23 protein-coding genes are annotated in these 25,334 nt (G+C 75.0%); 15 read left to right on the plus strand and 8 right to left on the minus strand.

Annotation, left to right across the window (positions count from 1 at the left end; genetic code table 11):
* Positions 1-51 precede the first annotated feature (51 nt).
* Positions 52-996, plus strand: a complete 945-nt coding sequence (locus AC07BF_RS08405; protein WP_363579193.1) for a DUF389 domain-containing protein — start codon at positions 52-54, stop codon at positions 994-996.
* A 34-nt stretch (positions 997-1,030) separates the two neighbouring features.
* Here AC07BF_RS08405 and AC07BF_RS08410 read toward each other — a convergent pair whose 3' ends face one another.
* From AC07BF_RS08410 to AC07BF_RS08420, 3 genes are all read right to left on the minus strand, one after another.
* Positions 1,031-2,215 carry an MBL fold metallo-hydrolase gene (locus tag AC07BF_RS08410; RefSeq protein WP_363579651.1) on the minus strand — a complete coding sequence of 395 codons (1,185 nt, stop codon included), beginning with the start codon at positions 2,213-2,215 and terminating at the stop codon, positions 1,031-1,033.
* Positions 2,216-2,562: 347 nt separating this feature from the next.
* Positions 2,563-3,015: a MaoC family dehydratase gene (locus AC07BF_RS08415; protein WP_363579191.1), complete on the minus strand. Its 453-nt coding sequence runs from the start codon at positions 3,013-3,015 to the stop codon at positions 2,563-2,565.
* A gap of 132 nt (positions 3,016-3,147) precedes the next feature.
* Positions 3,148-3,591 carry a pyridoxamine 5'-phosphate oxidase family protein gene (locus AC07BF_RS08420; protein WP_063350036.1) on the minus strand — a complete coding sequence of 148 codons (444 nt, stop codon included), beginning with the start codon at positions 3,589-3,591 and terminating at the stop codon, positions 3,148-3,150.
* A gap of 202 nt (positions 3,592-3,793) precedes the next feature.
* Between AC07BF_RS08420 and AC07BF_RS08425 the strand changes: the two genes are divergently transcribed.
* The 13 genes from AC07BF_RS08425 (at position 3,794) to AC07BF_RS08485 (ending at position 18,174) form a co-directional block, all read left to right on the plus strand.
* Positions 3,794-4,648: a hypothetical protein gene (locus AC07BF_RS08425; RefSeq protein ID WP_363579189.1), complete on the plus strand. Its 855-nt coding sequence runs from the start codon at positions 3,794-3,796 to the stop codon at positions 4,646-4,648.
* Between the two features lie 280 nt (positions 4,649-4,928).
* Complete coding sequence (locus tag AC07BF_RS08430; RefSeq protein ID WP_363579187.1) at positions 4,929-5,408, plus strand: hypothetical protein; 480 nt, start codon at positions 4,929-4,931, stop codon at positions 5,406-5,408.
* Positions 5,402-6,352, plus strand: coding sequence for a hypothetical protein (locus AC07BF_RS08435; RefSeq protein ID WP_363579185.1), 951 nt, complete (start codon positions 5,402-5,404; stop codon positions 6,350-6,352). Before AC07BF_RS08430 ends, AC07BF_RS08435 begins: the two co-directional genes overlap by 7 nt.
* A 242-nt stretch (positions 6,353-6,594) precedes the next feature.
* A complete protein-coding gene (locus tag AC07BF_RS08440; RefSeq protein ID WP_363579183.1) occupies positions 6,595-7,410 on the plus strand; it encodes an SAF domain-containing protein in 816 nt (271 codons plus the stop codon).
* Positions 7,410-8,702 carry a hypothetical protein gene (locus AC07BF_RS08445; RefSeq protein WP_363579181.1) on the plus strand — a complete coding sequence of 431 codons (1,293 nt, stop codon included), beginning with the start codon at positions 7,410-7,412 and terminating at the stop codon, positions 8,700-8,702. Before AC07BF_RS08440 ends, AC07BF_RS08445 begins: the two co-directional genes overlap by 1 nt.
* Positions 8,692-10,332: a TadA family conjugal transfer-associated ATPase gene (locus tag AC07BF_RS08450; protein ID WP_363579179.1), complete on the plus strand. Its 1,641-nt coding sequence runs from the start codon at positions 8,692-8,694 to the stop codon at positions 10,330-10,332. The genes AC07BF_RS08445 and AC07BF_RS08450 overlap by 11 nt, the downstream gene beginning before the upstream one ends.
* Positions 10,329-11,291 carry a type II secretion system F family protein gene (locus AC07BF_RS08455; protein ID WP_363579177.1) on the plus strand — a complete coding sequence of 321 codons (963 nt, stop codon included), beginning with the start codon at positions 10,329-10,331 and terminating at the stop codon, positions 11,289-11,291. Before AC07BF_RS08450 ends, AC07BF_RS08455 begins: the two co-directional genes overlap by 4 nt.
* On the plus strand, positions 11,288-12,166 hold the full coding sequence (locus AC07BF_RS08460; RefSeq protein WP_363579175.1) for a hypothetical protein: 879 nt from the start codon (positions 11,288-11,290) through the stop codon (positions 12,164-12,166). The genes AC07BF_RS08455 and AC07BF_RS08460 overlap by 4 nt, the downstream gene beginning before the upstream one ends.
* Before the next feature lie 54 nt (positions 12,167-12,220).
* A complete protein-coding gene (locus AC07BF_RS08465) occupies positions 12,221-12,508 on the plus strand; it encodes a hypothetical protein (protein ID WP_363579173.1) in 288 nt (95 codons plus the stop codon).
* A 35-nt stretch (positions 12,509-12,543) separates the two neighbouring features.
* The gene (locus tag AC07BF_RS08470) at positions 12,544-12,921 is read left to right on the plus strand and encodes a TadE/TadG family type IV pilus assembly protein (protein ID WP_063350046.1); all 378 of its coding nucleotides are present in this window, start codon (positions 12,544-12,546) and stop codon (positions 12,919-12,921) included.
* On the plus strand, positions 12,918-13,448 hold the full coding sequence (locus tag AC07BF_RS08475) for a TadE/TadG family type IV pilus assembly protein (protein WP_363579171.1): 531 nt from the start codon (positions 12,918-12,920) through the stop codon (positions 13,446-13,448). Before AC07BF_RS08470 ends, AC07BF_RS08475 begins: the two co-directional genes overlap by 4 nt.
* Positions 13,449-13,612: 164 nt before the next feature.
* Positions 13,613-14,059 carry a hypothetical protein gene (locus tag AC07BF_RS08480; RefSeq protein ID WP_363579169.1) on the plus strand — a complete coding sequence of 149 codons (447 nt, stop codon included), beginning with the start codon at positions 13,613-13,615 and terminating at the stop codon, positions 14,057-14,059.
* Positions 14,059-18,174, plus strand: coding sequence for a LysM peptidoglycan-binding domain-containing protein (locus tag AC07BF_RS08485; protein WP_363579168.1), 4,116 nt, complete (start codon positions 14,059-14,061; stop codon positions 18,172-18,174). The genes AC07BF_RS08480 and AC07BF_RS08485 overlap by 1 nt, the downstream gene beginning before the upstream one ends.
* A 78-nt stretch (positions 18,175-18,252) precedes the next feature.
* Here AC07BF_RS08485 and AC07BF_RS08490 read toward each other — a convergent pair whose 3' ends face one another.
* Complete coding sequence (locus tag AC07BF_RS08490; RefSeq protein ID WP_363579166.1) at positions 18,253-18,540, minus strand: hypothetical protein; 288 nt, start codon at positions 18,538-18,540, stop codon at positions 18,253-18,255.
* An 11-nt stretch (positions 18,541-18,551) separates the two neighbouring features.
* Positions 18,552-19,094: an HAD domain-containing protein gene (locus tag AC07BF_RS08495; RefSeq protein ID WP_363579164.1), complete on the minus strand. Its 543-nt coding sequence runs from the start codon at positions 19,092-19,094 to the stop codon at positions 18,552-18,554.
* 158 nt (positions 19,095-19,252) lie between these two features.
* Between AC07BF_RS08495 and AC07BF_RS08500 the strand changes: the two genes are divergently transcribed.
* Positions 19,253-21,436, plus strand: coding sequence for a hypothetical protein (locus AC07BF_RS08500; protein WP_363579162.1), 2,184 nt, complete (start codon positions 19,253-19,255; stop codon positions 21,434-21,436).
* A 139-nt stretch (positions 21,437-21,575) separates the two neighbouring features.
* Here AC07BF_RS08500 and AC07BF_RS08505 read toward each other — a convergent pair whose 3' ends face one another.
* The 3 genes from AC07BF_RS08505 to AC07BF_RS08515 form a co-directional block, all read right to left on the minus strand.
* Entirely contained in the window at positions 21,576-22,946 is a 1,371-nt protein-coding gene (locus AC07BF_RS08505; RefSeq protein WP_363579160.1) for a S53 family peptidase, read from the minus strand.
* Between the two features lie 253 nt (positions 22,947-23,199).
* A complete protein-coding gene (gene fabG, locus AC07BF_RS08510) occupies positions 23,200-23,997 on the minus strand; it encodes a 3-oxoacyl-ACP reductase FabG (RefSeq protein WP_363579158.1) in 798 nt (265 codons plus the stop codon).
* Positions 23,998-24,118: 121 nt separating this feature from the next.
* Positions 24,119-25,321: a thiolase family protein gene (locus AC07BF_RS08515; protein ID WP_363579157.1), complete on the minus strand. Its 1,203-nt coding sequence runs from the start codon at positions 25,319-25,321 to the stop codon at positions 24,119-24,121.
* Positions 25,322-25,334 lie beyond the last annotated feature (13 nt).

Consider the following 25,334-nt stretch of genomic DNA (forward strand, 5'->3'; position numbering starts at 1 on the left):
ACGGCCTAGGGTGGGCGGGACTTTCGCCCGCCCCGTCCCACCGGAGTGCTCGTGTTGCACCTGCGCCTGATCGTCCCGCCCGACCTGCGGGAGCCCGTGCTCAGCAGCCTGGACGCCGCGGTCGGGGTGACGCACGTCGTGGTGCTGCCGGGTGCGGCCGTACGGCCTGCCGGGGACGTGGTGCTCTGCGACGTCGCCCGCGAGTCGGCGGACGAGATCCTGGGGGTGCTGCGCGGGACCGGCCTGCCCGAGCGCGGGGCGATCGACGTCTCCGGCATCGAGCTGACCCTCTCGGCGGCCGCCGACGAGGCCGAGCGGCTGGCCCCGGGGGAGGGGGCCGACGCGCTGGTCTGGGAGTCGGTCTCCGAGATCACGCACGAGGAGTCCACCCTCACCTGGGTGTTCCTGGCCTTCCTCACCGTGGCGACCATGCTGGCCGCGTGCGGCGCGGTGCTGGACAGCGCGATCCTGGTCGTCGGGGCGATGGCGGTCGGGCCGGAGTTCGGGCCGTTGGCCGGGCTGTGCGTGGCGCTGGTCCAGCGGCGGCTGCGCCCGGCGCTGCGGTCGCTGAACGCGCTGGTCACCGGCTTCGCGGTGGCGATGGCGCTGACCGTCGGGTTCTCTCTGCTGATGGACGGGCTCGGGCTGTTCAGCGAGGCCAAGTTCGCCGCCGCGCGGCCGAACACCTCGTTCATCTGGCAGCCCGACGCGACGTCCTTCGTGGTCGCCTTCCTGGCGGGCATCGCGGGCGTGCTCTCGCTGACCTCCTCGAAGGCCGGGATGCTGGTCGGAGTGGCGATCTCGGTGACCACGGTGCCCGCCGCCGCCAACGCCACCGTCGCGCTCGGGTACGGGGAATTCCGCCAGTTCTCGGGCTCCAGCGTGCAGTTGCTGCTGAACCTGCTGGGGATCGTACTGGCCGGGGTGCTGACCCTGCTGGTGCAGCAGCGGGCCTGGGCGCTGATCCGCCGCCGGCGGCCGGAGGCGGACAAGTGACGGCGGGCAGGTAACAGCGAGCAGATGACGGATTTCAGCGAGCAGATCTTGAGATCTGCTCGCTGAAATCCGTCGCCCGTTCCCGGTCCGGCACCGCGCTGCGGTCCCGGACCAGCGGCTCGATGCCGCGAGGCGTGGCCGCGACCGCGCGCCACCACAGCCGCAGCGCGGGCGGGTCGACCGGTTCGAAGGGCTTGCCGGGCCGGGGCACCGCCAGCCGGGCGCCGAGCGCCTGGGCAGCCGTGACCACCCGTTCGGCGGGCTCCTCCCAGGGGTGCGTCGCCAGGTTGAAGGTGCACCAGTGGATCGGCAGCAGCAGATCGCCGCCGAGGTCCAGGTGCGCCCGGACGCCCTCCTCGGGCGTCATGTGCACCTCGGGCCAGAAGTCGCTGTACGCGCCGACCTGCATCAGCGTCGCGTCGAACGGCCCGAGCCGGCGGCCGATCTCGGCGAAGCCCGGGAAGTAGCCGGTGTCCCCGCTGTGGAAGATCCGGTGCCCGCCGCCGGCCACCACCCAGGACGCCCAGAGGAACAGCGCGCTGGTGCGCGGGCCGCGGCTGCAGTAGTGCCGGGCCGGGGTGGCGGTGAGGGTGAGCCCGGCGACCTCGACCGACTCCCACCAGTCGAGTTCGGCGATCCGCCGGGCCGGTACTCCCCAGTGCTCCAGGTGCGCGCCGACGCCGAGCGGGACGGCGAACACCGCGTCCGTTCCGATCAGCTCGCGGATGGTGGCCATGTCGAGGTGGTCGTAGTGGTCGTGGGAGATCACCACCACGTCCACCGGCCCGAGTTCGGACAGCGGCAGCGGCATCGGGTGCAGCCGTTTGGGCCCCGTCCAGGCGAACGGGGAGCAGCGCTCGCCCCACACCGGGTCGATCAGGACCCGCCGCCCGCCGATCTCGGCGAGCACGGTGGCGTGGCCGAGCCAGGTGAGCCGCAGTCCGGAATCCGGCGGCAGGGCGAGGTCGACCGGGAGCAGCCGGTGCACGGGTACGGCGGCGGTCGGCGCCCGGCGGGTCTTGTCCCCGGTCAGCTGGGCGCGGGTGATCTCCAGCGGGCTGCGCTCGTAGACCAGGCGGCGGGTGGGCAGCGGGTTGCGGAAGGCGCCGTCGGCGAACTGCGGGGAGCGGTGGATCCGGGCCAGCCGTTCGCCCCGGGGCTCGGCCCCGAAGGCCTCGGCCCGGACCCGGTGCCAGGCCGCGCGGGGCAGTCGGGCCAGGTCCGACCCGGTGCGGTTCGCCGTCGGGCCGAGGGCCGGGCTGGTGGTCGGGCTGCTGGTCGGCGGGGTGGTGAACTGCGAGGACAGACCGGCGAGGCGGGAGAACCAGGGGGCGGGGCGGGGCAAGGCTCCTCCAAGGACGGTCACGGCTACCGGGCGTGCCGGGGCGCGTATCCGGGCGGCTGGTGAGGCCGCTGCGATACGACAACCATCTCGTCGGAGATTACTCGTTATGGGCCGTCCGGACCTGGTGAGCGGCCCCGCGCGGGCCAATCGGCGTACCCCGCCCCGGCCGCGCGCCCAGGGCCACCGCCCGGTGCCGCTACGCGGAGAACCGTCCGGTACCGCTACGCGTAGAAGCGGGTGATCGTCTCCGCGACGCAGTGCGGCTTGGCGCTCTCCGCGCTGGTGATCGTGAACCGCACCACCGCCTGGACCCCGCCCGGCACCTCGGTGGCCGAGAGCAGTTCGGCGGTGGCCCGGATCGCGGTGCCCACCGGCACCGGCGCCGGGAAGCGCACCTTCTCCGAGCCGTAGTTCAGCGCCATGCGCACGCCCTCGACGCCGTAGCACTCCTTCGCCAGCACCGGGATCATCGACTGGGTCAGGTAGCCGTGCGCGATGGTCGAGCCGAACTGGCTCTCCTTGGCCCGCTCCGGGTCCACGTGGATCCACTGGTGGTCGCCGGTCGCCTCGGCGAACAGGTCGATCTGCCGCTGTCCGATGGTGTGCCACTCGCTGGTGCCCAGTTCGGTGCCGACGGCGGCGGTCAGATCGGCGAGGGAGGCGAAGCTCGTCACGGTGCGCTCCTGGGGGAGGGGTCAGGACGCCGGAAGCGTATGCGTACCCGCCGGTATCTGTCAGCGGTGCGGAACGCGGGAACCCGGGAACACAGGAACGCGGGAACCCGGGCGCGGCGGCCTGCGGGTGTTTCAGGACCGCAGCGCCCCGCGCCCCAGCGCGTCCTGCCCGGTCGGGAACAGCCGCCGGCCGCTGACCAGTTCCGGCACCAGCGCGACGAACAGCGGCTCCGGGTCCCCCACCCACGGCCGCAGGCCGGACCGCAGCACCCGCCGCACCTGCTCGGGCTCGCGCACCACGTCCGCCCGGCCGTGGACCAGCACGCTCCAGCCCGTCCGGGTGACCGGGTCCAGCAGGTCCGCCTGGAAGGCCACCACCGTGCCGTCAAGCCCGCGCGCGGTGGCACTTCCCCGGCGCACGGCGAGCACCAACCGCCCGTCCAGGACCTCGAAGGAGACCGGTAGCACGGCCGGCAGCGCGTGCTCGGTGTACACCACGCGCCCGACGGGCACGGTGCTGAGCAGTCGCAGGCACTCGGCCTCGCTCAGGGTCTCCACACGGTCCTCACGCTCCATGCGTCCGATCGTCCTCCGGTCGGCGCGCGTGCCGATAGGGCCCATGGTCCCTGAGCGGACGGGCCGGGAGCCCCGTCGGTGGCCGCCCGGAGCGGTAGCCTGCCCGGCGGCGGTACGGTACGCGCCCCTGCTCACCACGGCAGCGGCGGGCGCGGCGGGCGGCCCCGGGTGCGCCGGGGCCGGCATGGGAGGGGGCGTGCGGATGGCGGGCGGGGTCGACCTGGTGGTGATCGGGGCGAACGGCGGGCCCGATCGGGGCTTCGGGGGCTCGGCGCTGGCGCCGGACGGAGCCCGGCTGCTCGCGCGGGTGCTGCCCGGGATGTGCTTCGACGTCGGCGCGGCCGGCTGCCGGGTCACCGAGGTGGCGCCGGACGCGGACGCCAACGCGATGCTCACCGCCGTCCGGGAGGCCGCCCAGCACCCGGGCCGGTGGCTGGTGGTCTGCCTGGTCGGCCAGTTGGCGGTCGATCCGCGCGGGCGCCGGCTCGCCCTGGTGACCGGCGGCAGCACCGCCGACAACGCCTACCGGCGCGGCCTGGCCTGGGACTGGGTGGTCAGTGCGATGGTGCACGGCGACCACGAGGAGGCCCTGCTGCTGGTCGACGCGGTGGCCGACCGGGACACCTGGGCGGCGCTGGAGCGCGGCGGCGGCGAGGACGGTGCGGGGGAACTGCTGGCCTACCCGCGCGTCCCGCTGTGGGGCCGGGTCGGCCGGTACACCCCGGGCAGACGCGGCCGGGACGCCGTACTGCCAGGTGGTGAGGGCTCGTTCAGCCACGCCCTGACCACCGTGCTGCGGCAGGGCGTCCCGGGTGCCCCGGCCGCCGTCGCCCCGCTGGACCTCCAGCCGTCCGTCGCCGCGCTGCTCGACGGGGGCGAAGCGCCGGGTAGTTCGGGTGCGCCGGGCGCGCGCCTGCTCGTTCCGCCGCAGGGCGGGCGCCTGTTGATGCGCAATCGGGCCGCGGTTCGGGGCGCATTGGCCGGATTGTCGCTTTCCGAAGAACTGTTGGCCGTTCTGTGGCGGGAAAGTGCCCCGACGGAACCGCCTTCCGCGTAAGGTCAGGTGGCCTGAGGTGTTGCCGTGATGGGGTGGGTTGGCGAAGAATCGATCCCCAGCGGAAACACCTGCGGGACGACGGAATTCTTCCGGCGGCCACGGATCATGAATCGGTCGGTCGCGACGAGGTGGGGCGATGCGGCAGCGCGGAAATGTGTTGCGCCCTGGGGCGGTTGGGGTCGGTGGGGTGGTTCTGGTGTTGCTCCTCGGTGCCTGTGCGAGCGGCGGTGCCGATGGTTCCGTCGATCGGCTCGGAACGGCTGCGCCCAGTGTCGCGGGAGTGGATCCGGTACCTCCTTCGGGTGGTTCGGTAAACACCTCGATCGCGCCGACGGACGGGCCGGAAGGTGCCATGGGGCGACTCGCCCTGAAGACGTATCAGGACTGGTGGCAGGCCCAGGCCGAGGCATTCGGGCGGTCGGATTCGGACGGATTCGCTCTGGAGACGTACTCTTCCGGGCGGGCCCTTACCGACACCCTGGTCAGTCTCCGCCAACTTCGCGACGCCAAACTGGTGATGACCGGAACGCCGCGCAATTCGGCGGTGGTCAAGGCCATTGACCTGAAAGCCGATCCGCAGACCGCCGTGATCGAGGACTGCGTCGACGTATCGGGATGGCACCGCGTCGACGCCGTCACCCAGGTGGCAAAGGATCCGGGCGACCGACTGAACCGCTACGTCGCGACCGCGTCCCTGCGCTGGTTCCAAGCACGTTGGCTGATCTACGACTTCAAGCGGGAGGTGGACCGGGCATGCTGAACACGCGTAAACCGGCCCGGCGATTCGCGATCCTCGCGCCGTTGTCCGCCGGGTTGCTGTTGGCCTCGGCGGTGTCGGCGGCGGCGGACGAACCGCCGGGCGGAGGTGCCGAACAGTGCTACCCGGACGTGATCTGCTCCGGGGTCAACTCCGGGGGCACGAAACCGAAGCCCGGACCGTCGCAGCCCGGCGGTGGCGGTGGCGGTGGCGGAAGTACGGGCGACGGGCCGCTGCTGTGCAGCTACCACGACCAGCAGTGGCCCTGCCACGACCCGGAGCGCGGCTGGTTCAACAGCGGCGTCGGGTGCTACTTCCGCCCGCTGGACAACCCGCCCCCCGAGGGCGACCCGGAGTGGCAGGGCCACAAGCCGTCCGAGGGCGCGCTCTACTCGAAGGTCTGCCCGCAGACGGGCGGCGGCCAGGACGGCGCCGAGATCGTGTTCGAGGCCACCTCGCCGGCCGGGCCGCCGGCGCTGAACCTGGTGGACGTCGGCTTCGGCTTCGCCCACGAGATGCGCTTCCCGAAGCCGACGGCGGGCGTCGCGCCCAAGGGCACGGCGGTGGTGAAGGCGCCGGTCTGGCTCTGGCTGGACGGCGTGGCGGCGCCCGCGCCCAAGACGCTGTCCGTCCCGGGGGCCTCCGTCACCGTCACACCGGTGCTGAGGGGCGTGACCTGGGTCTTCGACAGCGGCGTCTCCGTGACCTGCGACAAGGCCGGGACGCCGTACGACCCCAAGTACGGCGCCGCCAAGTCGCCGGACTGCGGCTACGAGTTCGCCGTGGGCTCGGGCACCAGGAAGAGCGGCGTCTTCAACGGCACGGTGACGGCGAACTGGGTGGGTGAGGTCGTGGTCACGGGGCCGAACGCGAAGACCTTCGACGTCAAGATGCCGCAGTCCTCGAACTTCACGCTCAAGGTCGCCGAGGTGCAGGTCCTCAACTGACCTGGCGGCGGCGGACGTCCGATGCCCCGCGGCCCGGCTGCGGGGCGCCGGCGGCCCGGCCGCACGCGACCACGGCGCCGAAGTCCATGTGTCGAAGCCCGGCACCGGCGGCCTGAGCAGCGGTGACCCGAGCACCGAGAAACCAGTACTGACGATCCGGAACGAGCACGAGGGAAGGGCGGAACCCGGTGGAGAACCGTACATTCGCGACGCCGGGATCCGGCACACCCGCAGGGGCCGCGGTGTCCGTGGCGGTCCCGGACCAGGGGCAGGGGCCGGGCGAGGCCCCGGGCGGCGGCGCGGGCAAGGGCAAGGGGCGCGCCGCCCCGCACGTCCCCGGCCGGACGCTGCGGGCCCGGCGACGGCGCCCGGCGGTGCTGGCGATGGCCGTCGCGCTGATCGCCGCCGGCGGCCTGGGCGGTGCGGTGCTCTACAACAGCACCGGCCAGCGGGTCGCCGTGCTGGCGCTGGCCCGGGACATCCCGTGGGGGCAGGTGATCACCGACGACGACCTGGTGGTGGCCCGGATCGCCGGGGATCCGGCGCTGCGGCCGCTGTCCGCCACCGAACGGGACAAGGCGGTCGGCATGCGGGCCGCCACCGACCTCAAGCGCGGCGCGATGCTCACCAGGGGCGACGTCGCGCAGACCCTGGCGGTGCAGCCCGGCCAGATCGTGGTCGGCGTCTCGGCCAAGCGCAGCCAGCTGCCCGCCAGCCGGCTCCAGCCGGGGCTGCAGATCGTCGTGGTCTACACCCCGGACAACACCAAGGCCGACTCGATGCCCGCGACGGTCATCACGGTCGGCCGGGTGGACACCGACGGCAGCCAGGTGATCGACGTGGCCGTCGGCGCGGCGGACGGCCCCCGGCTGGCGCAGTGGGTGGCCGGCGGCCGGATCCAGGTCCTGCTGGCCCCGCGCGCCGCCGCGGCCGGCAGCGCGACCGGGACCGCCGGTGCGGGCACCGGCGGCAGTACCGTGCCGACGGCCCCGGCGACCGGGACCACCCCCGGCGCTGCCACGGCCCCCGTGCCCCCGACCGGGGCGGGTGGCGCCTGATGGCGGTGATCGCGGTGGCCGGCGGCCCGGGCGCGCCCGGCGCGACCACGGCGGCCCTGGCCCTGCTGCTGGCCTGGCCGCTGGAGTCCGGACGGCGGGTCCTGCTGGTGGAGGCCGACCCGGACGGCGGCGCGGTGCTCGCGGGCGCCCTGGAGGGCCGGGTCGACGCGGTGTACGGGCTGCGCAACCTGGCCGTCGCGGACCGGCGCGGACTGCTCGCCGAGACCATCTGGGAGCAGCTGATCGACCTCTCGCCCGAGGGCACCGCCGAGCGGCTGCTGCTGCCCGGGCTGACCGACCCCACCCAGGCCCCGGGCCTCGCCTACACCTGGGAGCCGCTCGTCGACCTGCTGCACGGCCTCGAACCGCAGGGCTACGACGTCATCGTGGACCTCGGCCGCTCCGGCGCCACCGGCGTGAGCGCCGTGCTGGCCCGCCGGGCGGACGTGGTCGCGGTGACCGTCCGCACCACGCTGCGCGGCCTGAGCTCGGCCCGGCCCCGACTGGCCGCGCTCGCCGAGGACCTCGCCACGGCCGGCACCGGGGTGGACGCGCTCGGACTGCTGCTGGTCGCCGAGGGGCCGTACTCGGGGCCGGAGGTGGCGCGCGAGTTCGGCCTGCCGGTGCTGGGGCTGCTGCCGCACGCCACCCGCACCGCCCGGGTGCTCTCCGACGGCGGTGACATCACCGACCGGCGGTTCATCCGCTCGGAGCTGATGCGGACGGCGCGTTCGGCGGCGGACGAGGTGCAGCTGCTGGTCCGCCGCCGTCGCCAGCGGCTCGCGCCGACCGCCGCGCCGGTCCCGGCCCAGCTCACCGCCGCGGCCCGGACCGGGACCCCGGCCCAGCCCCCGACCGCGGTTCACGCCCAGCCCCCGGTGCCGACCCCGCAGGCGGCTGCGCCGACGGCGTACCGGCCGGTGGAGGGGGAGCAGCCCTCGTACACCCCGCCGCAGCCGGTCGGGCCGGTGATCACCACCGGCCCGGTGGCGCCGCTGGCCGGGCTGGCCCCCCAGCCGGCCGCTCCGGCCCCGTTCCCGGGGCACGTCCAGCCGCAGCCGCAGCCGCCGTACGGGCCGCAGGCCGGCTACGTCGCGTACGACCAGCAGGGCGGGTCCACCCCGTACGACCAGCAGGTGGGGGCCCCGTACGGCCAGCAGCCCGGGTACGTCCGCCCGGAGCCCGAGGACGACGGCCGCTACCCGCTCCAGCAGCCCGCCGTGACACCTGATCAGGCACACCCGAACGGTCCGCAGCCGTACAACCCCGGGGAGGTGCTCCGTGCGCGGTAGCCCCCTGCACCAGCACCCCGCGGCCGACCCGGCCGCGCTGCCCTGGGCCACCCAGGCCCAGGCCCAGGCCCCGACACAGGCCCAGACGCAGGCGCCGGCGGCCGCCCCGCCCCAGGCCTACCGGCCGGGCCCCGTCGCCCCGCAGCCCGCGCCGCCGCCGTACGTCCAGGCGGGCGGCGCGGCCACGCCCACCGCCGTGCCCTCCCAGCTGCCCTCGCTCGACCTGCGCGGCGCCGCCACCCGGCCGGCCGTCGACCCGCAGGTGGCCCGCGAGCTGAAGCGCCAGGTCGCGGCCGAACTGCACCAGCAGATCACCCGGTTGACCGCCACCTCGGGCGCCGAACCGGACCGCGCCACCCGCCGCCAGCGCGGCCGCGCGCTGATCGAGGAGGCAGTCGCCCGCTGGTCCGACGCCTACGCGCAGACCCACGGCATCCCGCCCACCCGGGAGCAGGACCGCGCGCTCGCCGAGGCCGTCTTCGACCTGCTGTTCCGGGCCGGGCGACTCCAGCCCTATCTGGACGACCCGGAGATCGAGAACATCCTGATCAACGGCTGTGACGACGTCTGGGTCTCCCGGGTGCACCAACCCCTGCGCCAGGTACCGCCGGTGGCCGAGAGCGACGCCGAACTCGTCGAACTGCTCCAGGACCTGGCCCGTCAGCACGGCGGCGGCGAGCGCAGCCTGTCCACCGCCAGCCCGACCCTCGCACTGCGCCTGGAGGGCGGCATGCGCCTCCAGGCGCTCACCGAGGTGACGCCCCGCCCGTACGTGGCGATCCGGCGCCACCGGGTGGCCTCGGCGACCCTGCCGGAGATGGTCGAACTCGGCACCCTGGACAGCACCTTGGCCGCGTTCCTGGCCGCCGCGATCCGGGCCCGGAAGAACGTGATGATCACCGGCACCCAGGGCGTCGGCAAGACCAGCCTGCTGCGCGCGATGGCCGCAGAGATCCCGCCGGACGAGCGGATCGGCACCCTGGAGTCGGAGTTCGAGCTGTGGCTGCACACTCTCGGCCACCTGCGCCAGGTCGTCCCGATGGAGGCCCGCGAGGGCAACGGCGAACGCGTCGAAGGCCGCCTGGCGGGCGAGTTGACGATCGGCGACCTCATCCCGGCGGCGCTGCGGATGACGCTGTCCCGGATCATCGTCGGCGAGGTCCGATCCGGCGAGGTCGTCCCGATGCTGCGGGTCATGACCAACGGAGAGGGCGGCTCGATGTGCACCTTGCACGCCCGCGGCCCGCACATGGTCGTCGACCGCATCGCCGAACTCTGCCTGGAGTACGGCTCGCACATGACCGACTCGCTCGCCTACCGGCTCACCGCCAACGCCCTGGACCTCATCGTGCACGTCACCATGGTCGACGAGACCGCCGTCGGCGGACGCCGGCACCGCTTCGTCTCCCACGTCCTGGAGGTCGCCGGCCTCGGCGAGAGCGGCCGGCCCGCGCTGAACACCGTGTTCGGCCCCCGGGTGGACCTCGGTGAGCCGCGGGCGGTCCCGCACACCCCGCCGCAGTGCCTGGACGACCTGCGCAGGGCCGGCTTCGACGCCGCCCTGCTCGGCTCCCGCTACGGCGGCTGGGCCACCCCGCTGCAACTGCGGATCGGCGGTGGCGCGCGATGATGCTGCTGTTCGCCCTGTGCGGGCTGGCCGTCGCGGGCGGGTTGGTCGCCCTGGTGGCCTGGGCCCGCGGCAGCGACCCGGCGGACGAGGACGAGACCCCGGAGCGGAGCAACCCGCTGGCCGGCCGCGCCCACGTCTTCTGGTACGGCGCCCCCGGCGCCGCCTCGGCCCGGGTCGCCCGGCTGCGCCGGATCCAGCTGCCGCTCGCGCTCGCCGGCGCCCCGCTCGCCTGGCTGTTCACCGGCATCCCGCTGGCCGCCCTGCTGGTGCCGCTGGCCGTGTTCGGCCTGCCCTGGCTGTTCGACACCACCCGCCCGGACACCCGCCGGATCGAACGCCTGGAGGCGCTGTCCGAGTGGACCCAGCGCATCGCCGACGTGCTGCTGCTCGGCGTCGGCCTCAACCAGGCCATCGTCACCAGCCGCCGCACCGCCCCCGCCGCCCTGGAGGAGGAGATCGGTGAGCTGGCCGCCCGGCTCCAGGCCCGCTGGCGGCCCGAGGAGGCGCTCCAGGCCTTCGCCGACAGCGTCGCCGACGCCACCGCCGACAAGGTGCTCGCCGCGCTCGTGCTGCGGTCCGGCGACAGCGGCCCCGGCCTGGCCCGGGCACTGGCCGACATGGCCGACTCGGTGCGCGAGGAGGTCCGCCAGCGCCGCGCCATCGAGGCCGACCGGGCCAAGCACCGCACCACCATCCGCTGGCTGGTCGGCATCATCGTGCTGGTCGTCACGGTCGGCTCCTTCAACACCGAGTACACCCGGCCGTACGGCACGCTGCTCGGCCAGATCGTGCTCGCCGTCGTCGCCGCCCTGTTCGTCGCGATCATCGCCTGGATGCGCGCCCTCGCCTCGCACCCGCCGGTGCCCCGGCTGCTGGCGTCCGACCGGCGCGGCAAGGCCGGGCGCCGCGCCCCGGCGCGCGAGGACGAGGCGCTCCAGCAGCTCGGGGAGGTCCGGTGATCTCCCCCTGGTCCGTGCTGGCCGGGGCCGTCGCCGCCGGCGGCGTCGCCCTGCTGATCGCCGAACTGCGGCCCGCGCCGCCCGACCTGCGCCAGGCCCTGGACCGGCTGCACCGCACCCCCGCCGAACGGGCCGCGGACCCGGACGAGCGGCCGCGCTGGTACGACCGGATCGGCGAGCGCTCGATCGGCCTGCGCGGAGTGTCCCTGCCGCACCGCGAACTCGCCCTGATCGGCCGCGCCCCGGCCCGGTTCATGGTGCACAAGCTGCTGTTCGCCGCGATCGGCCTGCTGCTGCCCGCCTACCTGGGCGCGATGGCCGCGCTGATGGACATCGGCCTGCCCTTCGCCCTGCCGCTGCTGGCCGGGCCGCTGCTGGCCGGCCTGCTCTGGTTCGTCCCCGACGCCATCGTGCGCGGCGAGGCCAAGGAGGCGCGCACCGAGTACCTGCACGGCATCGCCGCCTACCTCGAACTCGTCGCCCTGGAACGGGCCGCCGACTGCGGGCCCGCCGAGGCGCTGCGCCGCGCCGCCGCGGTCGGGCGCGGCACCGTGTTCCGGCGCATCCGCGACGCCCTCGACCGCGCCGCCACCGACCGGCTCCCGCCCTGGGCCGGACTCGACGCGCTGGCCGAGGAGTTGGGGCTCAGCCCGCTGCAGGACGTGGCGGACATCATGCGGCTGTCCGGCACCGACGGCGCCGCCGTGTACGACACCCTGCGGGCGCGCGCCAAGGGCCTGCGCGGCGAACTGCTCGCCGAGGACCTCGCCCGCGCCAACGCCGACAGCGAGCGGATGGTCGCACCCGGAGCCGCCCTCACCCTGCTGATGACCGTCCTGATCGTCTTCCCCGCACTCCACCAGATGCTCAACTGACCATCCTCGCAGGGCATCTGGCACCACACCGCACTCCACCCCCGGGAGACCCGAATGACCGTCCGACTCGTCCACCTGGCAGGCCGGCTGATCCGGCCCGTCCTGCTGCCCGTGCAGTTCGCCCTGCTGCTGTTCACCCTGCGGCTCGGCCGGCTGCGGGCCGCCCGCGCGCGCGGCGACCGCGGCGCGATCAGCATCGAACTCGCCCTCGCCATCATCGCGTTGGTCTTCGTCGCGGGCGCCGTCGCGACCGCGCTGTACCTGCTGAAGGACAAGGTCGTGCAGAAGGTCGAGCAGGACCCGAACATGCCGGGTGCGGGCGCGGGAGGCGCCACCAAGTGACGTACCGACCTCGCCGCCGCGGCGACCGGGGGTCGATGAGCGTGAGCCTCGCCATCGTCTTCCCGGTCGTCCTGGTGCTCCTGATGCTCGTCGTCCAGGCCGCGCTGCTGTGGTACGACCGCCAGCTCGCGCTCACCGCCGCCCGCGAGGGCGTGGACGCCGGCCGGATCCAGGGCAACGCGACGGACGAGGTGAAGAACGAGGCGGCGCGCCGACAGGCCAGGGACTTCCTCGACCGGCAGGGCGTGCACTCGTACACGGTGACGACCGACGGCAGCACGCCCGAAGTGGTCCGGGTCACGGTGGCGGTGCGCCCGCCGCTGCTGATACCCGGGCTGTCGGCGCCCGCCCTCACGCAGTTCGCCGAGGCGCCGCGCGAGCACTTCGTCCCGCCGGTGGCGGTGGCGCCGTGAGACCGCGGACCCGGGCCGGTCGGTGGCCGGCGCTCCGCGCCGAGCGCCGTTCCGAGGGCCGTTCCGAGCCCTGCGCCGCGCGCCGACCCCGGTGGTGGCCGGTCCGGCGCAGCGACGGCGGCGCGGTCGCCATCGAGGCGGCGATCGTCGTGCCCCCGGTGGTCGGACTGGTCCTGGTGGCCATCGCCGCCGGGCGGGTGCAGACCACGGCCGGTACGGTCGAGGCCGCCGCCCGGGCCGGCGCCCGCACCGCCTCCCTGCAGCGCAGCGTCGACGGGATGACGCAGCCGGGCCGGGACTCGGCCCTCGCGACGCTGCGCCAGCAGGGCGTCTCCTGCCGCAACGGGGACGTCCAGGTCGTGCCCGGCCAACTGGACCTGCCCGGCGGCGCCGTCACGACCGTCAAGGTCACCGTGGTGTGCGACGTCGAACTGGCGGACCTGCTCGGCGGACCGTCCGGCGTACCCGTGACGAAGCACCTCGTCGGCGAGTTCACCTCCGTGGTGGACCGCTACCGGGGCACATGACGACCCGGGGCGGCACCCGGCGGGACACGGGCCACGACGGGGGATTGGGGACGGCCCGCGCGGGGGAGACGCAAGCGGAGAGCGCACGGGGGATGACACGACGGGACCGGCCGGCGCCCGGTGGGGGCCGGTGGGGAGGACGAGGGGCGGGAGGGGCAGGGGGGATGGGAGTGCCTGTCAGGGCGCGGCGCCGGCGCCGCTCCGACCGGGGCGCGGTCGCCCTCTTCGTGGCGATCTGCGCGGCCTACGTCGTGCTCGTCATCGCCCTGGTGATCGACGCCGGCGGCCGGTTGCGGGTCGCCGAACGCACCGACGCCTACGCCCAGGAGGCCGCGCGGGTCGGCGGACAGCAGCTCGACCAGGCCGCCGTCCTCCAGGGGAAGGGCTTCAAGGTCCAGCAGGACTACGTTCGGCAGGCCGCCGACGCCTACCTGGCCCTGTACGGCCTTCAGGCGGGCGAGGTCGAGTTCTCCGGCGACGGCAAGGTCGTCACCGTCACCGTGCGGGCCGACTACCGGCCCGTCCTGCTGGGCGCGCTCGGGGAGCGGAAGGTAACGGGCAAGGGCAGTGCGACCCTCGTCCACGGAGTCGAGAAAGCGGAGACCGACTGATGGCCGCGCCACGTGCCAAGGACCAGGCCCGAACCGCCCCGGGCCGGGCTCGAACCGCCAAGGGCCGGAGCCCCGGCGCCAAGGACCAGGCCCGGGGCGCCGACGGCCGGGCCCACACCGGCCACCGGGCCGCGGGCCGCCCCGCCGCCCCGGCGCCCCGCCCACCGCGTGGGCGAGGCCGCGGCGCAGCCCTGATCACCGCGCTCGCCGCGCTGGTCACCCTGCTCGCCCTGCTGCTCGGTGTCCCCGCGCTGCTGCTCTACGGCACCCGTGCGGTCGCCGCGATGGGCGACGTCGCGCCGGAGGGCGTCGGCCAGGCGCTCACCGGCCCGGACGACGGACGGCTGTTCCTCTGGCTGCTGGTCGTGGTCGGCTGGTTCGCCTGGGCCTGCTTCGCGCTCTCCGTCCTGCTGGAGATCCCCGCGCAGCTGCGCGGCCGGATCGCCCGCCGCATCCCCGCCTTCGGCTGGAGCCAGCGGATGGCGGCCGGCCTGGTCGGCTCGGTGTTCGCGCTGATGCCGGTCGCCGGCTCGGCCTTCGCCGCCACCCCGGCCCACACCGCCACCGCCCCCGCGCAGTTGGCGGCCGGCGTGCAGCGCGCCGCCCTGCCCGCCGCCCAGGCCGCGCCCGCCCTGGCGCCCGCCGCCGAGCAGAACCCCACGTACACCGTGCGGGACAGTCGGCCCGCCGACAGCCTGTGGTCCATCGCCGAACGCCAACTGGGCTCCGGTGAACGGTGGGTGGATATCGCCAAGCTCAACGACGGCCGGGTGATGGACGATTCCGGCATCCGCTTCGACGCCGACCGGCCGATCCAGCCGGGGTGGGCGCTGCTGATGCCGGGGGACGCGAAGGCGGACGGGTCGGCGCCCGCGCCCGCTCCTGCGCCCGCTCCTTCGTCCGAGCCTGCCCCTGCCCCCGCTCCCGGTGCCGGGTCGGCCCAGGTGCCGCAGGCCGGGACGGAGCCGGGTGCGGGCGGGCATGCGACGGTGACCGTCCAGGGCGGGGACAGCCTGTCCGCCATCGCCCAAAGGGAGTTGGGGGACGCCGAGGCGTGGCCGAAGCTGTTCGAGGCGAACAAGGGCGCCCAGGCGCCGGACGGGGAACGGCTGACCGATCCGGACGTGCTGGTGCCCGGGATGGTGCTCACGGTGCCGGGGGCCGCCGCTCCCGCGCCTGCTCCTTCGCCTGCTCCTTCGTCCGAGCCCGCTCCCGCTCCCGCTCCCGCTCCGGCGCCGCAGTCGGCGCCGTCGACCGGCCAGCCGCCGGCCGATCAGGCGCCCGCCACCCCCGCCCCCGCGCCGACCCAGGCCGCGCCGACCCCGGCCGCGTCTAATCCCGTCACCCCGGCGCCCACCCACGCGCCCACCCATGCGCCTGCCCCCGCCGCGCACGCCGAACCGGCCGCCGGCGACGACTACTCCATCGCCCTCACTGCCTCCACCGTCGGTGTCCTGCTCGCCGCCGTCATGGTCGGCACCGTCGCGCACAAGCGCGGCACCCAGCTGCGCGCCCGCCGCCCCCGGCACCGCATCACCATGCCCGACGCCGAGGCCGCCGCCTTCGAGAACGAGCTCAGGGCCCGTCAGGACGACGCGGGCCTCGACCTGCTCGACCGCGCCCTGCGCACCATGGCCCGCAACACCGTGCGCGGCGGCAAGCGCCTGCCCGCCATCGTCGCCGCCCGGATCACCCCCGGCCACACCATCGAACTGCACCTCTCCGGCCCGGCCACCCCGATCGCGCCGTTCCGTGCCGCGCACGCCGCCAACGTCTGGTGGTGCAGCCTCGACTCCGGCGACCTGCTCAGCGCCGCCCAGGCCCGCAAGACCGCCGCGCCCTACCCCGCCCTGGTCACCCTCGGCACCTCGCCCGACGGCTCGGTCGTCCTCGCCGATCTGGAGGCCGTCCGGCTGCTCCACCTCTCCGGCCACCCCGACGACGCCCGCGACATCCTGCGCACCCTCGCCATCGAACTCGCGCACAGCCCGCTCGCCGACCGGCTCCACCTGCACCTGGTCGACCTCGCCGAGGAGGTGCCGATCAGCGGCCCGGCCGCCGAACGCATCCACCGCCACCCCACCCTGGAGGCCGCGCTCGCCGCCCTCGGCCCGCGCACCGCCAAGGCCCGCGCCACGCTGGTCGCCGCCGAGGCCGCCAGCCCGCGCGACGCCCGCAGCCGGGGCCAGGCCGACGAGTCCTGGACCCCCGAGATCGTGCTCTGCGCCCAGCAGCCCGGCGGCGAGGTCCCCGCCGAACTCGGCCGCCTGCTCGATGCCCGGCCGCGCACCTGCGTCGCCGTCATCACCCGTGCCCCCGAACGCGGTACCGGCCCGGTCGCCCGCTGGACCCTCCCGGCCACCGGCCAGGCGGCCATCCCCGGCCTGCACCTCACCGTCGAACTCCAGCGGCTCAGCGACCAGCAGTACGACCAGGTCGCCGAACTGCTCCGCGCCGCCGACGACCTCACCCAGCACCCGGCCCCCGCCTGGACCCTGGACGGTCCCGGCCTCGACCCCGACGCGGACGACGACGCCGACACGGCCGAACTGCCCGCCGCCGTACCCGTACTGGCCGCCGTCGGGGCCCCCGCGGCCGGCGTGCAGGGCGGTACGGACACGGCCGCCGGGCCCCGGCTGCTCGCCCGGGTCATCGGCACCGGCGCCAGCCCGTTCGCGGGCACCGACCCGGCGACGCCGGTGCCGGCCCCTCCGGCCGGGCCGGGGCGGTACGCGGTCAACGGACAGGGGCGGCAGGCCGCCTCCGCCGAGACCGAGACCGAGGTCGAGACCGAGGTCGAGGTCGAGGTCGAGGTCGGGAGCGGAGCCGGTACCGGGAGCGGGATCGGGACCGAGGAAGAGCTCGTGGTCGGTCAGGTCGTTGACGAGGCCGCGGACGAGGCAGCGGACGAGGCCACCCGGGACCTGCGCCGCCCGGACGCGGTGGCGGGGGACGCGGCGGAGGCACCGCAGCAAGCCCCCGCGGCGGTCCTCGCCGTGCCGTCCGTCCAGCCCGTGCTGTCCGTGCCGTCCGTGCCCGCCGTCCAGTCCGTCCAGCCGGTCGTGCCGCCGCCGCCCGTCGAGCCGGCCCCGGTCCACCAGCCCGCGCCCGCGCCCTCCGGCGTCGACCCGCGCGTCCCGTCCCGGCCGGAGCCCTCGCCCGACCTCGTGCCCGGCACCGAAGCCGAGGCCCCGGCCGAAGCCGGCTCCCAGGCCGATTCCTACGCCGAGCCCGGGCTCGAACCCGGATCCGAGCCCGGCCCCGCCGCCGCCCCGGTCGCCCAGACCACCCCCGGGCGCAGCGACAGCGACGACCTGCTCGCCATCCTGCGCTCCCCGGAGGCGCACGCCGCCCGCAACGCCCCCCGGATCCGCCTGCTCGGCCCGGTCGACGTCGCCGGAGCCCTCGGTGCCGCCGAACCCGGCGCGCTGTCCCGGCTCACCGAACTCGCCGTCTACCTCGCGCTGCGGCCCGGCGCCGACCACCACGCCCTCGACCACGACCTCCACCCCGGCGCCGCCCACCTCGACCCGCACCCCACCGCGGCCGACGCCAAGAGCCCGCTCCCCGGCAAACTCGCCGACCTGGCCGCCTGGTTCGGCACCTCGCCCGAGGGCCGCGCCTTCCTGCCGACCGACACCACCGACGGCTACTCCTTCACCCCGGTCGTCACCTGCGACTGGGACGAGTTCCGCAGCCTCTACCGGCGCGGCATGCGCAGCACCAGCGCCACCGCCGACGCCGCCCTCGCCCACGCCCTGGCCCTGGTGCGCGGCGCCCCGTTCGCCGAGGCCCCGCCCGCCTCCTACGGCTGGGCCGAGGCCGAACGCCAGGACATGATCGCGGCGATCGTCGACACCGCCCACGAACTGGCCGCCCGCCGCCTGCAGTACGGCGACCACCGCAGCGCCGAGGCCGCCGTCTTCCGCGGCCTCGCCGTCGCCCCGGACGTCGAACTCCTGCACCGGGACCTCTTCTACGCCTACGCCTCGGCCGGCGCCCGCGACCAACTCCTGCGCGCCGTCAACCGTCTCGACGCGCTCAGCCGCCGCACCGGCCGTGACCTGGACGCCGACACCGTCGCCCTGCTCCGCGATCTGCTGGCCGGTTCCTGACGTCCCCTGCATGCCGCTGCCCGGCCGCCCCTCGGGGTGACCGGGCAGCGGCATGCAGGGCAGGGCCGGTGGGGTCGGTCAGGTCGGGCAGACGCACCGGCCGTCGACGGTGCGTTCGGTGGCGGTGTGGACGTCCCAGACGGCGGCGACCGGGACGCGGGCCACCGTCACACCCACCCGGGTCGGGTCCGCCGGCGTCCGGGCGACGACGTCGACCTGCCCCTGCTCCGCCACGGTGGCCCGGGCGAGCACGCTGAAGACGTACGCCCCGCCCTCGACGCCGTACCCGTCCGCCCACAGCTCGACCACCGCCCCGCCGTCCAGCGTCAGGTGCCAGGGCAGGGGCGGTCCGGCGGCGTAGTCCACGGTCCGGGAGTCTAGATGGTCGGGGAGTCCAGGGCGCGTCGAGTCGGTAGTGCGCGCAACCAGGCGTCCAGGGTGGCGAAGTCGGCTGCGGTGAGGCCGCGTTGGGGGTCGACGCGGTGGAGGAGTGCGGGGGCGGGCGAGTGGGCCGCGATCCAGCGGCGGTCGGTGGCGGTGATCTCGTCGTCCACCCAGACGAACGGGCGGCCGGCAGCTCGGGCGACCAGCGCGCGGGTCTTCCCGTGCAGGTCGGCCGGTTCGTCGCCTTCCGCCACCGGCCAGTCCACGATGGGTAGTTGCGGCAGTCCGAGCCGGGGGGAGAGGCACTCGTTCGCATCGGACATCCACGTCGTCGCCCACACCAGTTCGCACGGCAGGCTCAGCAGGCGCCCGCCGAGTGCCGGATCGACGCGGGCCAGCAGGGGGTTGACGCCCGGACCGGGTGCGGCGGCGGAGTCGCCGCGGAAGACGGGGTAGCCGCCAGGGGGCGGCGCGCCGAAGGGGATGAGTGGTCCGTCGACGTCGAGGAACAGGAGAGGTGTACCGGGGCCTGCCATGACGGCACGATAGCGGGCCGCGTGGCGCTCCGATCGGAGACCCGGCCTGGATCGGGTGTGCCGGGATCTCGTAGGGTGGCGCGACGGGAGTGGTGGTAGGCACCACCCAGCAAGGGCATCAGACGCCGCGAAGCGGCGGGGTGGGCGGTGACCAGAAGATGGCGGAGACGACAGCTGTCCCCGGAGGCCCCGAACCGGCAGCGGACTCGGGCCCCTGGGACGCCGTACCGCCGCCGCGCACCCCGGCCGAGGAGCACCCGCCCGGGCCCGCCGCGCTCTACGAGCCGCCGCCCGTGCCCCCGCTCCCGCCGTCCGCTCCGGCAGCCCCGCCGACGGCTCCGGCCGCGGTGCCGGGCCCGCCGCCGACCGCGCCCACCGGATGGACCGTCACCGGCATGCCCGCCGTGGGCGCGCTGCCGTCCACGGCCACGCCGCTGTCCTTCCCGGCCCCGGGCGTGAGCGCTCCCGGTACAGGCGGACTGGGGGCGGCGCCGCGCGGACGGATCCTGGTCGTCGAGGGCGGGTACGGCAACTCCGGGCGCCGCACCTGGGGTCGGGGCGGTCCCGCCCAGGCGTCGGTGCTGTCCGCGATGCTCGCGGCCGTCTCACCGCAGGTGCTGCTCGCCGCGGACGCGGTGGACGCCGTCCACCTCCCCGGCGCCAGTGACCCGCACACCGTCCTCGCCCACCTGCGCGCCGCGTCCCGCCATCCGGGGCCGCTGCTCGTCCACTTGGGCGGTCACGTGGTCGCCGACAAGCGCGGCGGACAGCTCCAGCTCACCCTGCGCGACTCCAAGCAGGACGGCCTGCCCTGGCAGGCCGTCGCCGCCGAGCTGAGCCACCGCCCGGCCGAGTGGCAGACCCTCGTCGTCGCCGACCTCAGTGCCGACCAGAACGCCTGGCCGTACCTCCAGGGCGCCGCCTCGCCGCTCAGCGAGGGCATCCCGCTCTGGGCGGTCGTCAGCCCGGACCCGGAGCAGATCGGCACCTTCACCCGCGCCCTGATCGAGGCGCTGCACGGCGGCCGCCCCGGCGCGGGCGACGTGCTCGCGCCCGAGCAACTGCGGCAGCAGGTGTACTCGGTGCTGCGGCCGGACGTCGTCATCCTGGCCACGCACGCCCCGGACCGCCCGGTCTTCCGCAACACCGCCCGCCGTGGCGACGGTCCGCCGGCCGACGTGTCGGCGTCGGCCGACGCGGTGCCGCCGGTCGATGCGGTGCCGGTCGATGCCGTGCGCGCCGATGTGGTGTCGTCCGGGCCGCCCGCGCTGTCGGTGCCGCCGGTGCCGGGCCGGGCGGAGTCACAGGACGCCGTCGTCGAACCGCCCGTGGCGCCCACGGCTCCGCCGCCGTCGGCCTCCCCCGCTCCCACGGCCGAGGCCGGTCCGGTGAGCCTGGTCAAGCCCGGCGTGCCGCCCACCCCGCCGAGGCCGGCCCGCCCGGTCAGCCTGCTGAAGGGGCAGCCGGCCGGTCCGGCCGGCGTGACCCTGCACAAGCCCGCTCCGGCGGACGCGACGCCCGAGGTTGTCGAGCCGTCCGCAGGCGTGACGCTGGCCAAGCCCCAGCAGCCGGAGATGGAGCCGGAGTCGGAGTGGGAGCCGGAGCAGGCACCGGCGGACGCCGCCACGCTGACGGCGGAACCGCAGGACGCCGTCCCGGCGCAGGCCCCTCCGGTGGACGAGGCCCCCGCCGACGCGGTGCCGACGGCGGAAGCGCCGGACGGCACGGCCCCGACCGACGACGAGGCCCCCGTGGGCGAGGCCCCCGTGGACGCGGTCCCGGTGGCGGAGGCCCCGGCGGACCCCGTCCCGGCAGACGAGGTACCTGCCGATGCGGTGCCCGTCGACGCTCCGGTGTCCGGTCAGCCGCGTGCCGACTACCGGGAGGCCATCGGCCGGATCGTCCGCAGCGCGGACGCCGGAGAGCACGGCGCCGCCACCGAACTCGCCTTCGCCCTCGAACTGGAGGCGATCGCCGAGCACGGCGCCGTCTCCGAACCGGTCCTCCAGGTGCGCCAGGTCCGGGCGCACGTGTGCCGTCTCGCGGGCCGGTCGGCCGAGGCCGCGGACATCTACCGCGAGGTGGCCCTGGCGCTGCTCCGTTCGCAGGGACCGGACCACCCGGAGACCCAACAGGCGGCCACCAACGCCGAGGCCTGCTGGCGCTCTGTCCCCGATCGTGCGGCGGCCCTTCGGATCGCCCCGGAGATCATCGAGCTCCGCGCCTACCTCCCGGGCCCCGACGGCCGCAAGCTCCGCGCCGCCGAGCGCTACCTCGCCCAACTGGCCGCCGCCCCGGAGCCCGCCGCGACGCCTGCTTCCGCCCCGGCGGACCGCGTCTGACCCTTCGCGCCGCGCGCGGCTGGGCCGGACGACCGGTACCTGGCCGCGAACAGATGACAGAGAACAGCGAACAGATAACAGATTTCGAAATCTGTTATCTGTTCGCTGTTAGTTGTTACCTGCTACTCACTGCGGCCCGTCAGCGACCGGCGATGGCGTGGACGAACTTCGCGCCGTCGATGGTGCCGAGGCCGCTGGAGAGGTCGTAGCCCTCGGTGGCGGTGTAGCCGGTGACGCTGCCCCAGGAGTTGTCGCCCTCCTTCACGTCCGTGATGCCGCTCCACGCGCTCGGGAGCAGGTTGAGCCCGTACAGGCGCCAGTTGAGCTGGCCGAGGCGGTGGCCGGCGAGCTGGTCGGCGAGGGCGACGACGCCGGAGAACAGCGGGGTGGCCTCGCTGGTGCCGCCGGTGAGGTGCCAGCCGACGGAGGTCGGGTCGTAGGACTCGTAGGTCCAGGCACCGCCGTCGACGGCCGCGCTCATGCTGATGTCGGGCGTGCCGCGGTGGTTGCCGGTGACGTTGGCGACGCCGGCCTGGTACCACGGGCGCTCGAAGATGCCGGAGACGCCACCGCCGCCGGCGCCGGACTTGTCGTGCCACACCTTGTCGGGCGCGGTGCGCGCGCCGTTGTCGTCCAGGGTGAGCTGGGTGCCGCCGATGGAGGTGACCAGCGGGTCGGAGGACGGCCAGGAGTTGACCTTGTACGGGTACAGGTCGGTGCCGTTGGCCTGCGAGTCGGTGGCGCCGTTGTCGCCGGAGGCGGCGAGCACGGTGACGTTGTGGTCGGCGGCGGCCTGGAAGGCGTAGCGCAGGTCGGTGAGCGACTTGAAGTCGCCCTTGTCGTAGCCCGGGAAGGTGTTCTCGGTGGCGCCGAAGCTCTGCGAGATGACGTCGCCGCGACCGGCCTTGATGAGGGCCTTCTCGGCGTCCATCATCTCGGGCAGGCCGGTGGTGCCCTCGGTCTCGGCGACACCGGTCTCGACCAGGACGATGTGCGCGTCGGGGGCGATGGCGTGGGCGTACTCGACGTCCAGCGTGGTCTCGCCGGCCCAGCCGGTGTGGTCGGGGTTCTTGGGGTCGAAGGCGGGGACGTTGCCCCACTTGACCACCTCGACGTTGGTGTCCTGGATGCCCCACTGCTTGTCGAAGACCTCCAGGTCGTGCTGGATGGTCGGCGAGCCGAAGGAGTCGACGATGACGATCGTGCGGCCCTTGCCGGTGATGCCCTCCTGGTACAACGGGTTCAGGTTGTAGGCGTTCCGGTACTGCAGCGGCGAGTAGCAGTGGATGCCGATCTGGCTGACGCACTGGGTGGTGGTCAGCGGGGCGGTGCGGCCCTGGGCGTTGTGGTGCCCGAAGGAGGCGGGGCGGACGTGGACGCCCGTGAGGTCGTGCGCGGGGGCGGCGGTCGCGGCGCCGACCGCCGGGACGGCGATGGTGCCGGCCGTGAGGGCGGTGGCCCCGACGGCGAGCAGAGCCAGGGCACGGCGAAGGGGGGCGGGGCTGCCCATGGGACTCCTTGGGGCGCAGGGCCCGACCTGGTCCGGTCGGGTCGGTCCGGCCATCCCATCGACTGCCGCATGATCATGCCATAGTCATTTGGTGGGGTCGCCTGATCAGAGGCATGGTCATGCTCGGCCACGCGAAAAGGTAAAGGCCGTCCCAGGTGAAGGTAACCCCACGCCCGGGACGGTCATGTGACGCTACGTCAGTATTATCGTACTAATGCTGAAGAGTCCTTGAAGGTCCCCGCCCGGGCTAGACCTACCGCGCCCCGCCGTTGACGTACAGCGTCTGCCCGCTGACGTACGAGGCGTCCTCGCTGGCCAGGAAGGCGACCACGGACGCGATCTCCTCCGGCTGTCCCACCCGGCGCAGCGGGGTCCGGGCGGAGACCTCCGCCTGCTGGTCCTCGGCCGTGCTGCCGACCCGCTCGGCGGTGGCCGCGGTCATCGCGGTGGCGACGTACCCGGGGGCGACGGCGTTGACGTTGATGTTGAACGGCCCCAGCTCGATCGCGAGGGTCGCGGTGAGCCCCTGGATGCCGGCCTTGGCGGCCGCGTAGTTGGCCTGTCCCCGGTTGCCGAGGGCGGAGCGCGAGCTGAGCGAGACGATCTTCCCGTACTTCTGCGCCACCATGTACTTCTGCGCGACGTGGCTGCAGTTGTACGCGCTGGTCAGATTGACGGTCAGGACCGCGTCCCAGTCGGCCTTCGGCATCTTGAAGAACAGGTTGTCCCGGGTGATCCCGGCGTTGTTCACCAGGATGTGCACCCCACCGAGGTCCGCCGCGACCTGCGCGAACACCGCCTCGACGGCGTCGTAGTCGGCCACGTCGCAGCCGTACGCCCGTGCGGTGCCGCCCTTGGCGGTGATCGCCGCGACCGTCCCGGCGGCCCGTTCGGCGGTGAGGTCGACGACGGCGACGGCCGCGCCCTCCTCGGCGAGCCGGTGGGCGGTGGCCGCGCCGATGCCCTGCGCGGCGCCGGTCACGACGGCGACCCTCCCCGCGAACCTGCCCGCCAGGCCCGTCACTTCGGCCACTGCGGCTACTTCAGTCATTCCCGGTGCTCCCTTGAACTCGGACGTGAACTCAGACGTGAACTCGAACTCGGACGTGAACTCGAACTCGGACGTGAACGCGAACCCGGACGTGAACGCGAGCGCGAACGCGGGCGCGCACTCAGTCAACGTTCTCGACGAGGACGGCGGTGCCCTGACCGACCCCCACACACATGGTGGCGAGGCCGCGCCGGGCGTCGGTGCGGCGCATCCGGTGCAGCAGGGTGGTGAGGATGCGCGCGCCGGAGCCGCCCAGCGGGTGGCCGAGCGCGATCGCCCCGCCGCTCGGGTTGACCAGTTCGTCGGCCTGTTCGGGGGTGAATCCGATGCCGTCAGCGGAGGCCAGGGCCTGGGCGGCGAAGGCCTCGTTGAGCTCGGCGGTGTCGAGGTCGGCCAGCGACCAGCCGGCCCGGCCGAGCACCTTGCGGGTGGCCGGCACCGGGCCGATGCCCATCACGTCGGGGTGCACCCCGACGGAGGCGCCGGCGACGTACCGGCCGAGCGGGCGCAACCCGAGGTCGCGCAGCGCCTCCTCGCCGACCAGGAGCAGCCCGGCCGCGCCGTCGTTCATCGGCGAGGCGTTGCCGGCCGTGACGGTGCCGCCGGGGCGAAAGGCGGGCTTGAGGCGGGTGAGCTTCTCCAGGCTGGTGTCCTCGCGGATGCCCTCGTCCTGGCTGACCATCACGCCGTCGGGCCGTTCGACCGGGATCAGCTCGGCGTCGAAGTGGCCGTCCTTGCGGGCGGCGGCGGCCCGTTGGTGGCTGCGCAGCGCGAAGGCGTCCTGGCGTTCCCGCCCGATGCCGTACCGGCCGGCCACCTCCTCGGCGGTCTCGCCCATGCTGAGCACGCCGTGCAGTTCGGCCATCCGGGGGTTGGTGAGCCGCCAGCCGAGCCGGGTGTCGTAGGTCTCGATCCGGTGCGGGAGGGCCTCGTCGGGGCGGGGGAGGACGAAGGGGGCGCGGGTCATCGACTCGCAGCCGCCGGCCAGGACGACGTCGGCCTCGCCGGAGCCGATGGCCCGGGCGGCGAGGGTGACGGCCTCCAGCCCGGAGGCGCAGAGCCGGTTGACGGTGGCGCCGGGGACGGTCTCCGGCAGGCCGGCCAGCAGGACGGCCATCCTGGCGGCGTTGCGGTTGTCCTCGCCGGCCTGGTTGGCGGCGCCCCAGTAGACGTCGTCGATGCGGGCGGGGTCGAGGGCGGGGACGTCGGCGAGCAGGGCGCGCAGCACGGTGGCCGAGAGGTCGTCCGGGCGGACCGTGGCGAGCGCTCCGCGCAGCCGGCCAATGGGTGTGCGGCGGGCTGCGGCGAAGTAGACGGGACGCACGTCGTCGGGCTCC

The organism is Kitasatospora sp. NPDC043950, from assembly GCF_056435345.1.